The 13,218-nt window shown below is 63.2% G+C and carries 10 protein-coding genes; 5 read left to right on the plus strand and 5 right to left on the minus strand.

Annotation, left to right across the window (positions count from 1 at the left end):
- Positions 1 to 134: 134 nt before the first annotated feature.
- Positions 135 to 1,685 carry a TROVE domain-containing protein gene (locus tag DGA31_RS01565; RefSeq protein ID WP_109511321.1) on the minus strand — a complete coding sequence of 517 codons (1,551 nt, stop codon included), beginning with the start codon at positions 1,683 to 1,685 and terminating at the stop codon, positions 135 to 137.
- Between the two features lie 203 nt (positions 1,686 to 1,888).
- Between DGA31_RS01565 and rtcR the strand changes: the two genes are divergently transcribed.
- The 3 genes from rtcR (at position 1,889) to DGA31_RS01580 (ending at position 5,529) form a co-directional block, all read left to right on the plus strand.
- A complete protein-coding gene (gene rtcR / locus DGA31_RS01570; RefSeq protein WP_109511322.1) occupies positions 1,889 to 3,502 on the plus strand; it encodes an RNA repair transcriptional activator RtcR in 1,614 nt (537 codons plus the stop codon).
- Between the two features lie 288 nt (positions 3,503 to 3,790).
- Complete coding sequence (locus tag DGA31_RS01575; RefSeq protein WP_109511323.1) at positions 3,791 to 4,534, plus strand: AraC family transcriptional regulator; 744 nt, start codon at positions 3,791 to 3,793, stop codon at positions 4,532 to 4,534.
- Positions 4,535 to 4,590: 56 nt separating this feature from the next.
- The gene (locus tag DGA31_RS01580) at positions 4,591 to 5,529 is read left to right on the plus strand and encodes a DMT family transporter (protein WP_109511324.1); all 939 of its coding nucleotides are present in this window, start codon (positions 4,591 to 4,593) and stop codon (positions 5,527 to 5,529) included.
- 42 nt (positions 5,530 to 5,571) lie between these two features.
- Here the strand turns inward: DGA31_RS01580 and yiaY are convergent, their stop codons facing one another.
- The gene (yiaY, locus tag DGA31_RS01585; RefSeq protein ID WP_056834413.1) at positions 5,572 to 6,720 is read right to left on the minus strand and encodes an L-threonine dehydrogenase; all 1,149 of its coding nucleotides are present in this window, start codon (positions 6,718 to 6,720) and stop codon (positions 5,572 to 5,574) included.
- Between the two features lie 236 nt (positions 6,721 to 6,956).
- On the opposite strand from yiaY, the gene DGA31_RS01590 reads away from it, so the two are divergent.
- Positions 6,957 to 7,847 carry a DMT family transporter gene (locus DGA31_RS01590; protein WP_056834411.1) on the plus strand — a complete coding sequence of 297 codons (891 nt, stop codon included), beginning with the start codon at positions 6,957 to 6,959 and terminating at the stop codon, positions 7,845 to 7,847.
- Here the strand turns inward: DGA31_RS01590 and DGA31_RS01595 are convergent.
- The 3 genes from DGA31_RS01595 to DGA31_RS01605 form a co-directional block, all read right to left on the minus strand.
- A complete protein-coding gene (locus DGA31_RS01595; RefSeq protein ID WP_109511325.1) occupies positions 7,840 to 9,054 on the minus strand; it encodes a class I SAM-dependent methyltransferase in 1,215 nt (404 codons plus the stop codon). The genes DGA31_RS01590 and DGA31_RS01595 overlap by 8 nt on opposite strands.
- A 93-nt stretch (positions 9,055 to 9,147) precedes the next feature.
- The gene (locus DGA31_RS01600; RefSeq protein ID WP_056834407.1) at positions 9,148 to 9,765 is read right to left on the minus strand and encodes a TPM domain-containing protein; all 618 of its coding nucleotides are present in this window, start codon (positions 9,763 to 9,765) and stop codon (positions 9,148 to 9,150) included.
- 25 nt (positions 9,766 to 9,790) lie between these two features.
- Positions 9,791 to 10,516 carry a TPM domain-containing protein gene (locus tag DGA31_RS01605; RefSeq protein WP_109511501.1) on the minus strand — a complete coding sequence of 242 codons (726 nt, stop codon included), beginning with the start codon at positions 10,514 to 10,516 and terminating at the stop codon, positions 9,791 to 9,793.
- 392 nt (positions 10,517 to 10,908) lie between these two features.
- Here DGA31_RS01605 and bglX point away from each other — a divergent pair, with 392 nt between their 5' ends.
- Complete coding sequence (gene bglX / locus DGA31_RS01610; protein WP_109511326.1) at positions 10,909 to 13,209, plus strand: beta-glucosidase BglX; 2,301 nt, start codon at positions 10,909 to 10,911, stop codon at positions 13,207 to 13,209.
- The last annotated feature ends 9 nt before the right edge of the window (positions 13,210 to 13,218 follow it).

Below are 13,218 nucleotides of genomic sequence, written 5' to 3' on the forward strand. Positions count from 1 at the left end.
ATGTACAGCCATCGGCATTCGCACCGTTCACTGGCGCTGACAAGGGTCTGACGAGACGTCTTGGATGTAGTCCCGTCGGCATTCAGCGCCGGTGAAAAACACTTTTCGCAGGGCACCCAATGGATGCCCGTCATTCAAAACTCCATGGCCTCGATGGCCTGTACCCACTGCCGGGCGCCGTAGCGACCGCTGATGAACTGCTCAATCACATCGAACACCGCATCACTGAAGCCCCCGACGTTGAGGATGTCCTCGCGGTCTGCCGCCTGGGTGGTCGCGCCAGGCTGCATATCGATGCACACCAGCCGTGCCTGCGGGTTAATCTTCTTGATGCGCTCCCATTGGCGCATCGTCTCGGTGGCGCCGTGGCGCCGTGCATCGATCCACGACTCGTTGTCCGAGACCAGGATCAGGGTGTCGACCTTGCAGCCGGCATTGGCCAGCCGCGCCAGCGGTGCCGAGCAGTTGGTGCCGCCACCGCCGATGGCGGCCAGTTTCTGCGCATTGCTCATCACGCTGTCGCGGGCATTGAGCTGCACGTCCACCACATCGACCTCGAACGGCATCACCCGGGCATTGGGCTGCTTGCGCAACACCGCCGCCGCCACCAGGGCCGCCACATCGATGCAGCGCACCGCCGTGCTCGCCCCCTGCCGGTAACCGGTGACCGGGGTGTGCATCGACCCCGACACATCCGGACAGACCACCACGTTGCCCGGCAATACCGGCACGTTGCCCAGGGACAATTCCAGTGCATCCTGCAAGGCATTGCGCACGCTGGCCGGAACATCGTCGCCGGTCATGCGGTACGCCGCCAGCAACTGGTACGGGTACACCCGTGCCTTGGCCACTGCCGCCGGATCCGCCAGGCGGGCCGCCACACGCTCGGCACAACCGGGCACCTCAAACGCGCCGTGACGCGCCAGGGTGTTGAGGTTCATACGCAGGGCCTGCCAGCCCATCGTGCCGGCCAGGTGCGCCCATTGCTCGGCGCTCAGGGTTTCGTTGCCCAGCAACTGGAAGGGTACGCCGGGTACTTCTGTAGAGGCACCGCTGCGAAACGCCAACAGCGCGCGGGTCAGTTCAGGCAAGGCCTGGACATCCACCGGCTTGCCGATCACCCAGGCGAAAAACGCTTCGCGCCAGGTTTCAGCAGGCTTGGGATGCACCATCTTCAGCACATCGGCCAGCGATGGCTGGTTGCCCACCGAGGCCTGTAACAATTGGTACTCGGTGGCGTTGTTCAACCACTGTTGCACCAGGCGCTTGGGCTGCGAACCGAGCGATTTGCGCCCGGTCACGCCGCTGCGCAGAATCTGCACGAAGGTACGCAACATCTTGCCGCTGTCGATGACCTCACCGAACAGGGCTGGCACCAGGGCCGAGCGCTGCGCCACCAGGGCAGCCAGCAACAAGGCGGGCATGTCTTTCATATGGCCTTTGCGACGGGCATACAGAGCGGCCTTGGCCACGTAGCGGCTGTCCAGCTCGCCCACCCGTTGCAGCACGCTGTCGAGCTGCGCTTCGGGAGCGGCGTAGAACGTCTGGTTCAGGCAGCCGGTCACGGTCAGTTGTGCCAGCTGGTGCCGGGCGCTGTAGGCATAGGCCGGGGCCTTGGCCGCATTGTGCGTATCGCTGGCTGGCAAGGTTGCCGGGTGACTGTTGAACAGTTTGACGTTGGCCATCGTGGCATCTCACTCTGTTGTCCTGTTGTTACGAGAGATATTGCAGCCGACGTGCCAGGTTTGTTTTTCAATGCCAATAAATTTTCAACTAATTGATTAATAAGGAATTAATATTTTATCAATTCTCGCCTATGGTTTTTGCGTGGCAATTCAATCGCTGAAAATCTATCCTTCTTTATCGCCACTTATCCCAGAGTATCAACATGTCCACCAAGCATACCGTTGCCATCGGTTTTCTCGGCGCCACCCTTGACCGAGTCGGCAAGGGCGCGGCACGCTGGAGCCACTGGCGGCCAAGCATTGGCCTGTGCCAGCAGCCGGATGTACTGATTCACCGTCTGGAGCTGATCCACGGTATCGACGCCCGCGACGTCAGCCTGGCCCAGCGGGTGGTCGAGGACATCCGTCAGGTGTCGCCGGAAACCGAGGTCCGCCTGCATCCGATGGACCTGAAAAACCCCTGGGACTTCCAGGAGGTGTATGGCGCGCTGCACGACTTTGCCAGCGCCTACCCGTTCGATGTGGAACACGAGGATTACCTGGTGCACATCACCACCGGCACCCACGTCGCGCAGATCTGCTGGTTCCTGCTGACCGAGGCGCGCTACCTGCCGGCGCGGCTGATCCAGACCTCGCCGGCCCGGCGCCTGGACCCGGAAGCGCTCGCCACCGGCACCCACAGCATCATCGACCTGGACCTGTCGCGCTATGATCATATTGCTTCGCGCTTTGCCGACAAGCGCCTGCAAGGCCTGGCGTTTCTGAAGGCCGGCATTGCCACGCGCAACCCGGCCTTCAATCGCTCCATCGAACAGATCGAACGGGTCGCCCTGCGCTCCACCGCGCCGATGCTGCTGATCGGCCCGACCGGGGCCGGCAAGTCGTTCCTGGCCCGGCGCATCTACGAACTCAAGCGCAGCCGGCACCAGGTGCCAGGCCGCTTTGTCGAGGTCAACTGCGCCACCCTGCGCGGCGACGGTGCCATGTCGGCCCTGTTCGGCCATCTCAAGGGCGCCTTTACCGGCGCGCAGAACGCCCGCGACGGCCTGTTGCGGGCGGCCGATGGCGGCATGCTGTTTCTCGACGAGATCGGTGAACTGGGCGCCGACGAGCAGGCCATGCTGCTCAAGGCCATCGAAGAGAAACGCTTCTTCCCCATGGGCTCGGACAAGGAAGTGGCCAGCGATTTCCTGATCATCGCCGGCACCCACCGCGACCTGCGCGAGCGGGTGCTGCAGGGGCAGTTTCGCGAAGACCTGTATGCGCGCATCAACCTGTGGACCTTCAGCCTGCCGGGGCTCAATGGCCGGCGTGAAGACATCGAGCCCAATATCGACTTCGAACTGGAACGTTACGCCCGTGAGCAAGGCCGGCTGGTGCGTTTCAACCTGGAAGCACGCCGGCGTTATCTGGATTTTGCCTGCGCCGGCGAAGCCGCCTGGCTGGGCAACTTCCGTGAACTGTCGGCCTCGATCACACGCATGGCCACCCTGGCCGACAGCGGACGCATCGATGAAAGCCAGGTCGAAGAAGAGATCCAGCGCCTGCGCTTTGCCTGGGGGCTCGAGCAGGAGCAGGAACAGGACACTCTGCAACCCCTGCTCGAAGACGGCCTGGAGCTGGACCTGTTCGACCGCCTGCAACTGAAGGCTGTGATTGAGGTGTGTCGTCAGGCCGACAGCCTGTCCGCTGCCGGGCGCACGCTGTTCGGCGTGTCACGCCTGGGCAAGGCCAACCCCAACGATGCCGACCGGCTGCGTAAATACCTGGCGCGATTCGGGCTGGAGTGGAAAGCGATCCGCGACCAGACCCGATAGCCAAGGCGGCACGCTGTCGCGCAGCAAACACAGGGTGTAGGAGCGCGCTTGCCCGCGACCGAGTGCGTTAGCGCTCGCAAAAATTGTACAGACGCTAAAAATTTACGACTGCTAATGCAGCCGGTCGCGGGCAAGCGCGCTCCTACAGGTGGTGCATTTAATATTTAATTAAATCAATAATTTATTTTATTTTTGAAGGAGGATGGCACACCCCACGCAAGGGCCACCCTACGGCAGTCGATGGCTGTGATAGATTCATGGCCTCGGCCCCTTGCACCGGAATCTCCCGTGGCCCCAACGCTCGACATCCGCCGCTATCACGGCGAGCATCCCCACCATCAGCACGATTTCACCCAACTGGTGCTGCCTATCAGTGGACGCATGGAAATCGACGTGGAAGGTCATGGCGCACGCCTGGACGCTGGCACCGCTGCGCTGGTCGCACCAGGCGCCCGGCATGCGCAGGTGGCCGAGGCCGGCAGCCGCTTTCTGGTGCTCGACTGCCCGCCAGGCGATTGGCAGGAACAGGTGCTGGACAGCCTGGCGCAGCGCATTTATGTCCCCATTTCGCCAGCCACGCGACGCTTGATCGAGTTCGCCGAACTGGTCGACGCTCGAACGCTTGGCAACAGTGCCGGACAACTGGCGCCCTTGCTGCTGTCGTCCCTGGCCTGCAGCCCGCTGTCGGCGCCCAGCGGCATCCAGGCATTGTTGGCGCAATTGCAGGCCAACCCCGCCGCGGCGTGGACCAATGACGCCATGGCCCGTCTGGCCGGCATGAGCCTGAGCCAGCTGCACCTGCGCTTTCGAGCGCTGTTTGATCAAACCCCGCAAGCCTGGCTGGCCGATGTACGCCTGCATAAAGCCCGACAATGGCTGACCGACAGCCGTCTGCCGATTGCCGAAATCGCCCTTCGCTGCGGCTTTTCCGACCAGGCCGCGCTGACCCGCGCCATGCACCGCCTGTGTGGCGTCACACCGGCAGCCTATCGCAAGAGCCTGGGTAAAAAACCCGGGACGTTCAGACAATAAAACCTGATCGCCACCTTTCAGACTGGCCGCTTTGAATCTGCACGGCGGTGGTGGTGATGGTGGCTGATCGGGTACTGCTCAGGGGCATCGGTTTTGGCGTGGGTGCAGGGATGTGCTGGGGCGTGATTTTTCTCGGGCCGAAACTGACGCCCGGTCTGTCGGGCGCTCAGTTCGCCGTGCTGCGTTTTCTCTGTTACGGGCTGATTTCGGTCTTGCTGCTGGCCCCGCGCTGGCGCCGCGCCTGTGCCAGCCTGCGCCGTGAGGACTGGGTGTCGCTGTTCTGGCTCTGCCTGATCGGCAACCTGCTGTATTACTCGCTGGTCGGCAGTGGTGTACAACTGGCTGGCGTCGCCACCATCTCGTTGATTGTCGGCCTGATCCCGGTACTGATGACGCTGGCCGGGCGCAAGGATGCCAATGCCGTTTCGCTGCCCAGGCTGGCGCCTTCATTGTGCTGCGCCATCGCCGGCGTCCTGCTGATCAGCCTGCACGCCCTGTCCATCGGCGGCCACGCTGAAAACACAGCCGATATCGGCTGGGGCCTGCTGTGTGCCGTCGGCGCACTGTTGAGCTGGAGCTGGTTTGCGGTCAGCAATACCCGGCGCCTGAGCACCATGACCGGCGTGTCGGCCAATGACTGGGCATTGCTGGCCGGGGTCATGACCGGTGCCCAGTCACTGGTGCTCGCGGTGCCGTTGCTGGGACCGGCATTCAGTGCACACACCCCGTACACCTGGCTGCACTTCATGCTGGTGGCCGGTGGCGTGGCCCTGCTGGCTTCGGTGCTCGGCGGCGCCTTGTGGAACCAGGCCAGTCGCCTGCTGCCGCTGGCGCTCAGCGGCCAGGTGCTGGTCATCGAAACCCTGGCGGCCTTGCTACTGGGCTTTCTCTGGGAAGGCCGCTGGCCGCAACCGGTGGAATATGCCGCCATTGTGTTGCTGGTAATGGGCGTAGTGGGCTGTTTGCGCTCGCATCAAACATTAATGAATCATTGATTACCGGGTGTTGAATTCGGTGCAGGGGGCCGTGTTTGCGGGTTACAGCGCCGCCTGGAAAATACTTTCGATCTGTTGCTGATCGGCCGGACGCGGGTTGGTCAGGCCGCAGGCGTCTTTCAGGGCGTTGGCGGCCAGGGTCGGGATGTCGCTTTGCTTGACCCCCAACTGAGTCAGCCCGGCCGGAATCTCGACGCTGGCCGCCAGTTGGCTGATGGCATCGATGGCGGCCTGGGCGCCGGCCTCGGGGCTCATGCCACGAATATTGGCACCCATGGCGTGGGCCACATCGGTCAGCCGCGCGGCGCTGACACTGGCATTGAAGCGCTGGACATGGGGCAGCAGCACCGCATTGCATACACCGTGCGGCAAGTCGTAGAAACCGCCCAGTTGGTGCGCCATGGCATGCACATAGCCGAGCGAGGCGTTGTTGAACGCCATGCCGGCCAGAAACTGCGCATAGGCCATGTTTTCCCGGGCCTGCAAGTCGTCGCCCTGCTCGACAGCCCGCTGCAGGTTGCCGGCGATCAAACCAATGGCCTTGAGTGCGCAGGCGTCGGTGATCGGTGTGGCGGCAGTGGACACGTACGCTTCGACGGCATGGGTCAAGGCATCCATGCCGGTCGCAGCGGTCAGCGAACGCGGCATGCCGGCCATCATTTGCGGGTCGTTGACCGACAGGATCGGGGTGACGTTGCGGTCGATGATCGCCATTTTCACGTGCCGTGCCGTGTCGGTGATGATGCAGAAGCGGGTCATCTCACTGGCGGTGCCGGCCGTGGTGTTGATAGCCACCAGTGGCAGTTGCGGCTGCTGCGAGCGGTCGACGCCTTCGTAGTCGCTGATGTGGCCGCCGTTGCTGGCGCACAAGGCAATGCCCTTGGCGCAGTCATGGGGCGAGCCGCCGCCCAGCGAAATCACGAAATCACACTGGTGCGCCTGCAGCAGCTCAAGCCCTTGCTCGACGTTGGCGATGGTCGGGTTGGGCCGGGCACCGTCATAGATCACCGAGTCGATGCCCTGCTCGACCAACAGCCCGGCCACTTGCGTGGCCACGCCGGCCTTGGCCAGGCCGGCGTCGGTGACGATCAGCGCCTTGAGAAAGCCGTATTTGCGAATGGCCTGCATGGCCTCTTGCAGGCAACCGCTGCCGATCATGTTCACGGCGGGAATGAAAAAGGTGCTGCTCATGGCGGATCCTCTTGATACGCCGTCCGGGCCGGCGCGGGGCATGGGTGTGTAGACAGGGGCCCAGCATCGGCGCAGCACAGGGCAGCGGTATTGACCTGGCGCAATGAAAACGCGCCTGCATGGCCTTGACCCGACCAACTGTACGGCTCAATCACTGCCCAGCTGTGAAGGAAAAACCCGGCCGTCTATGGCTAGATGCCGGCTTTGCCCTCCACTGCACAACGCTGGCGTCACTTATGTCCTCTCGTGAAAATACCGGCATGGCCCTGGGCCTGCTGGGCGTGATCATCTTCAGCCTGACCCTGCCGATGACACGCATCGTGGTCCAGGAAATCCACCCCCTGCTCAACGGCATGGGCCGCGCCCTGCTGGCGGCGATTCCCGCCGCGCTGCTGTTGCTCTGGCGCCGGGAGAAGTGGCCGACCCGCCAGCAACTCAAGGGCCTGGCGCTGGTGGTGCTGGGGGTGATCGTCGGTTTTCCGGTGCTGTCGGCCTGGGCCATGCAAAGCCTGCCGGCCTCGCACGGCGCGCTGGTCAACGGTATCCAGCCGCTGTTCGTGGCCATTTATGCCGCCTGGCTCTCGCACGAGCGCCCTTCGCGGGCCTTCTGGGCCTGCGCAGCGCTGGGCAGCGCGCTGGTGCTCGGGTATGCGCTGATCAATGGCGCCGGCAGCATTCAGGTCGGCGATCTGTGGATGCTCGGCGCGATTGCCGTCGGCGCCCTGGGCTACGCCGAAGGCGGACGACTGGCCAGGGAAATGGGCGGCTGGCAGGTGATCTGCTGGGCGCTGGTGTTGGCGTTTCCGCTGCTGTTGGGGCCGGTGCTCTGGCTGGCCAGCCAGCATCAGGGACCGGTCTCGGCATCGGCCTGGTGGGCGTTTGGCTATGTGACGCTGTTTTCGCAGTTTTTGGGCTTCTTTGCCTGGTACTCGGGCCTGGCGATGGGCGGGATCTCGCGGGTCAGCCAGATCCAGCTGCTGCAGATTTTCTTCACCATCGCCTTGTCGGCACTGCTGTTTGGCGAGCAGGTCGAACCGATCACCTGGCTCTTTGCGGTTGCCGTGATCGGCACAGTGGTCCTGGGGCGCAAGACCACGGTCGTAGCCCCCAAGCCCGTCGTCAGTTGAGAAAGCCGTCGGCGCGCAGCAGGGTTTCCAGGCACTGCTCGGTGATGGCGTAGAACGCCTTGAGCTCGGCGATGCGCGCCAGCAGGCGGGCCGGGTCGACCGGTTCTGCGCGTTTGACTGCCAGGATCATCTTGTTCTTGTTGGTGTGTTCCAGCGAGATGAACTCGAACACCTTGGTCTCGTAGCCGCAGGCTTCGAGCAACAGGGCGCGCAGGCTGTCGGTGACCATTTCGGCCTGCTGGCCCATGTGCAGGCCGTATTGCAGCATCGGTTGCAACAGGCCCGGGCTCTGGATCTGCTGGCGGATCTGTTTGTGGCAGCACGGCGAGCACATGATGATGGCCGCGCCCGAGCGGATGCCGGTGTGGATCGCGTAATCGGTGGCAATGTCGCAGGCATGCAGGGCGATCATTACGTCCAGCTCGCTGGGCGCCACGCTGCGCACGTCGCCACAGCGAAACACCAGGCCGGGATGCTCCAGGCGCGCGGCAGCAGTGTTGCACAGGGTCACCATGTCTTCACGCAGCTCCACACCCGTGACTTCACCCTCGGCCTGCAAGGTGTTGCGCAGGTAGTCGTGAATGGCAAAAGTCAGGTAGCCCTTGCCCGAGCCGAAGTCGGCCACGCGCACGGGCTTGTCCAGGCTCAGTGGTGAGGTGGCCAGGGCATGGGAAAACACCTCGATGAACTTGTTGATCTGCTTCCACTTGCGCGACATGGCCGGGATCAGTTCGTGCTGGCGGTTGGTCACGCCCAGATCGGTGAGAAACGGCCGGGTCAGTTCCAGGTAGCGTTTTTTCTCGCGGTCATGCCCGGCGGACGGCGCTTCGCGCGACTGTTGCGCGGCATGACGCGCCAGGCTGGGCTTGCCCTTTTTGCTGAACTCCAGCTGCGCCTCGTCGCTGAGGGTCAGCAGATGGGCATTGCGAAAGGCACCGGGCAGCAAGTCGCCGATCAACGCCTGCGCCTCGACCAGCGCGTGGTTCTTGGTGATGTCGCGGGTCTTGTAGCGGTAGACGAACGACAGGCAGGCCTGCTCCTTGATCGTCACCGGGGTGATGATGATGCGCTGCAGGTCGGCCTCGGTGCCCACATGACGGGCCAGGACCAGCTTGACCAGGGCATTTTGCGTCAGGCAGTCGTCCAGCAGGCCGAGAAACCGGTCACGCGGGTCGGTGGCAGAAGAAGGTGTGGAAGTGGCAGACATCGAAAACGCCTCGGGCGGCTGGGCAGATCAGGAAGCGGGGCATTTTAGCGCCAGCGCTGCCAGAAGTCCGCTTTGTGTGTCTGTCGCCGTCGACTAACCCAGCACCACCAACCGGTTTGGCAGTTCATTGCGCGTGCGGGTCACCGGCACATGGTCGGCCAGTAGCTCGCCACAGGCATGAATGCAGCCCAGGAAGCCTTGCAGGTTTTGACCGTTGCGCAGTTGCTGGGTAAACACATCGACCATCGCCTTGAAGGTCTCGTCGTGCAGGCGGCTGGAAATGCCCTGGTCGACCAGGATCTCGACATAACGCTCGGCCTCGCTGACAAACAGCAGGATGCCGGTGCTGCCGGGCGTAGCATGCAGGTTCTGTTCGAGAAACTGTCGACGGGCCAGGTTGCCGGCGCGCCAGCGACGCACCGAAGAAGGCACCAACTGGCTGGTGACCCGGGTGATGCGGCACAGCAGTGCGACCAGTACGAAGGTGGTCAGTTGCGCCAGCAGCAACTGGTTGGCCGTGAGCGCCTCGGTGGTGTAACTGACGATGCCTGGCAGCAGCAGGCCCATGACCCCAGCCCAGACCAGCGGCACGTAGGCGTAATCGTCCGACCTTGCGGTCAGGACCGTGACCAGTTCGGCATCGGTGCGGCGTTCGACACGGCTGATCGCTTCGGCGACCAGTTGCTGTTCATCCTGACTCAGTAAAGCCATGCATGCCTCATGTTCAATTCCTGTTTTACCAGTTGCCGGAAGCGCCGCCACCGCCAAAGCCCTTGCCACTGCCACGAATGACGCGGCTGCCCGAGGGGTCGAGCTTGCCCCGGCCGCCGTCGGCCTTGCTGCGCAGGCGTCGGCCCAGGTTGGTCATCGCCAGCACGGCCATGAACAGCGCCACGCCGGCCAGTACCAGCAGCAGCACGGACCACAGCACGCTGCCCGACTGCCCCACGTAGGTGCTGTCCGGGGACGGGTCAGGGTCATCCGGCACATGCCCACCCAGCGCTGCGATCATGGCCTGGGCGCCACGCTCGATGCCGGTGGCGAAATTGCCTTCGCGAAACTCCGGGGTGACCAGCATGTTGATGATCATCGATGACTGGGCCTCGTTGAGGCGGCCCTGCAAGCCGGTACCGACCTCGATACGCACCTTGCGGTTGTCGCGCGAGACGATCAGCAGGGCGCCATTGCCCTTGCCCTTGCTGCCCATGCCCCAGGCCTTGCCCAGGCGCGTGCCGTAATCCTCGATGGTCGTGCCCTGCAGGTCGACCAGCGTAACCACCACGACCCGCTCGCCGGTCGCCTGTTCATGCTCGCCGAGCATGGTCGACAGGCGCGCCGTGGTCGGGTTGTCGAGCATCTGGGCGGCATCGACCACGCTGCCCGTCATGGGCGGGAACAATAAAGCAGGCTCGTCGGCCCGGGCCATCTGGGTGGCGCTGCACAGCAACAGCACAGACAGCATCATCATGTTTAGAACAGCCTTCAAAGCTTCACCTGCCCGGCCTTGCCAATCCGTAACCCGCAGAGGGTAACCCATTGACGCCCTGGCGCTCTATGCCGCAGGCCTGGGGCATGACTGCAACCCTGTGCATGCATCCTGAAGTGTCTCCTGTCGTACGTTTCGAGTCGCCGGAAAAATCGCTGCCTTAGCCAAATCGCAAGTTCCCCGGCATAATCCGGCGCCAATGCCGGAGTATCGGTCAAAACTGGCTGCATCAGCGCCCTATGATGCAACAAAACATCCAGCGACGACCTCTGTGCTCTGGCTTAACAATACCGCCAAAGGTTCAAACCCTAAAATCTGGCAGCCGGTATTTGACGCAGGTTACTGGCATAAGCCTTGAGAAATCATTCATGAACAAGTTGTGCTTAACAGGTTTGCTGGCCGTCCTGGCCAGCCATTCGACGCTGGCCGCCACCCCGACCGGGGCTGCGCAGCAAACGCCTCTGCAAGCCAAGAATGCCTTCATCGCCGGCCTGATGAAACAGATGACGCTCGATGAAAAGATCGGCCAGCTGCGCCTGATCAGCATCAGCAGTGAAGTGCCGCAGCCCATGATTCTCAAGGAAATTGCCGCCGGTCGGATTGGCAGCACCTTCAACTCCATTACACGGGCAGAAAACCGTCCTCTGCAAGAGGCCGCTGTCGCCAAAAGCCGTCTGAAGATTCCGATGTTCTTCGCCTATGACGTGGTGCATGGTCATCGGACGATTTTCCCGATCAGCCTGGGCATGGCGGCGAGCTGGGACCTTGAGGCCATCGCCCTGAGCGGTCGCATCTCGGCCAAAGAGGCCGCCGCCGATGGTATCGACATGACCTTCGCGCCGATGGTCGACATCTCGCGTGACCCACGCTGGGGTCGCAGCTCCGAGGGCTTTGGCGAGGACACCTACCTGGTCTCGCGCATTTCCGAAACCATGGTCAAGGCTTTCCAGGGCAACAGCCCGGCCGAGCAGGCCAGCATCATGGCTGCCGTCAAGCACTTCGCCCTGTATGGCGCGGTCGAGGGCGGTCGCGACTACAACACCGTCGACATGAGCCCGACGCGCATGCACCAGGACTACCTGCCGCCTTACCGGGCTGGCCTGGATGCGGGGGCCGGTGCGGTCATGGTCGCGCTCAACTCGATCAATGGCGTCCCGGCGACCTCCAACACCTGGCTGATGCAGGACCTGCTGCGCAAGGACTGGGGCTTCAAGGGCGTGACCATCAGCGACCACGGCGCCATTGGCGAACTGATCCAGCATGGCGTGGCCAAGGACAACCGCGAGGCGGCCAAGCTGTCGATCAAGGCCGGCATCGACCTGAGCATGAACGACGCCGCCTACGGCAAATACCTGCCCGAGCTGGTCAAGTCCGGTGAGGTATCGGTCAAGGAAATCGATAACGCCGTACGCGAAGTGCTGGGCGCCAAATACGACATGGGGCTGTTTGCCGACCCGTACAAGCGCATCGGCGTGGCCGGTGACGATCCGGCCGACACGTATTCCGAAGATCGCCTGCACCGTGCCGAAGCCCGTGAGGTGGCACGCAAGACTCTGGTGCTGCTGAAAAACGACAACAACGCCCTGCCGCTGAACAAGCAAGGCACCATCGCCGTGATCGGCGGCCTGGCGCAGAGCCAGCTGGACATGCTCGGCAGCTGGTCGGCCGCCGGACGCCCCAACCAGTCGGTCACTGTCTATGACGGACTGGCAAAGGCCGTTGGAGACAAGGCCAAACTGGTCTATGCGCGCGGCGCCAACGTCAGTGACAAGGAAAACGTACTCAACTACCTGAACTTCATCGAGAAGGAAGTGGATGTCGACCCGCGTCCGGCCCAGGAAATGATCGACGAGGCGGTCCAGGTCGCCCAGCAGGCCGACGTGGTCGTGGCGGTGGTCGGTGAGTCGCGTGGCATGTCCCACGAGTCGGCCAGCCGCAGCACTCTGTACATTCCCGGCCGGCAGCGCGACCTGATCAAGGCCCTCAAGGCCACCGGCAAGCCGCTGGTGCTGGTGCTGATGAATGGCCGGCCGCTGGCGCTGGGCGAGGAGCTGGAGCAGGCCGACGCCGTACTGGAAACCTGGTTTGCCGGCACCGAAGGCGGCAACGCGATTGCCGATGTGCTGTTCGGCGACTACAACCCGTCGGGCAAGCTGCCCATGACCTTCCCACGCTCGGTTGGCCAGTTGCCCAGCTACTATGCCCACCTGAACACCGGTCGTCCCTATACACCGGGCAAGCCTGGCAACTACACCTCGCAATACTTCGAGGAAACCAACGGCCCGCTGTTCCCGTTCGGCTATGGCCTGAGCTACACGAACTTCGATGTCTCGGACATCACCCTGTCTGCCGATACGCTGCCACGCCAGGGCACGCTGACCGCCAGCGTCACGGTCAAGAACACCGGCAAGGTCGCCGGCGCCACCGTGGTGCAGTTGTACCTGCGCGACGTGGCCGCCTCGATCAGCCGCCCGGTCAAGGAGCTCAAGGGCTTCCAGAACGTCATGCTTGAGCCTGGCCAGGAACGGGTCGTGACCTTCACCCTGAGCGAGAACGACCTGAAGTTCTACAACCAGGCACTCAAGTACGCGGCCGAAGCCGGCGAGTTCAAGGTGATGATCGGCCTGGACTCGGCGAACGTGAAGGAAACCCGTTTCAACCTGCTTTAAGGTTGTTGG

This window comes from Pseudomonas ovata, from assembly GCF_003131185.1.
Classification (GTDB): domain Bacteria; phylum Pseudomonadota; class Gammaproteobacteria; order Pseudomonadales; family Pseudomonadaceae; genus Aquipseudomonas; species Aquipseudomonas ovata.

Coding starts and splice junctions, on each gene's coding strand:
- DGA31_RS01565 (WP_109511321.1), bottom strand. CDS start 1,685: ATGGCCAACGTCAAACTGTTCAACAGTCACCCGGCAACCTTGCCAGCC.
- rtcR (WP_109511322.1), top strand. CDS start 1,889: ATGTCCACCAAGCATACCGTTGCCATCGGTTTTCTCGGCGCCACCCTT.
- DGA31_RS01580 (WP_109511324.1), top strand. CDS start 4,591: ATGGTGGCTGATCGGGTACTGCTCAGGGGCATCGGTTTTGGCGTGGGT.
- yiaY (WP_056834413.1), bottom strand. CDS start 6,720: ATGAGCAGCACCTTTTTCATTCCCGCCGTGAACATGATCGGCAGCGGT.
- DGA31_RS01590 (WP_056834411.1), top strand. CDS start 6,957: ATGTCCTCTCGTGAAAATACCGGCATGGCCCTGGGCCTGCTGGGCGTG.
- DGA31_RS01595 (WP_109511325.1), bottom strand. CDS start 9,054: ATGTCTGCCACTTCCACACCTTCTTCTGCCACCGACCCGCGTGACCGG.
- DGA31_RS01600 (WP_056834407.1), bottom strand. CDS start 9,765: ATGGCTTTACTGAGTCAGGATGAACAGCAACTGGTCGCCGAAGCGATC.
- DGA31_RS01605 (WP_109511501.1), bottom strand. CDS start 10,516: ATGCTGTCTGTGCTGTTGCTGTGCAGCGCCACCCAGATGGCCCGGGCC.
- bglX (WP_109511326.1), top strand. CDS start 10,909: ATGAACAAGTTGTGCTTAACAGGTTTGCTGGCCGTCCTGGCCAGCCAT.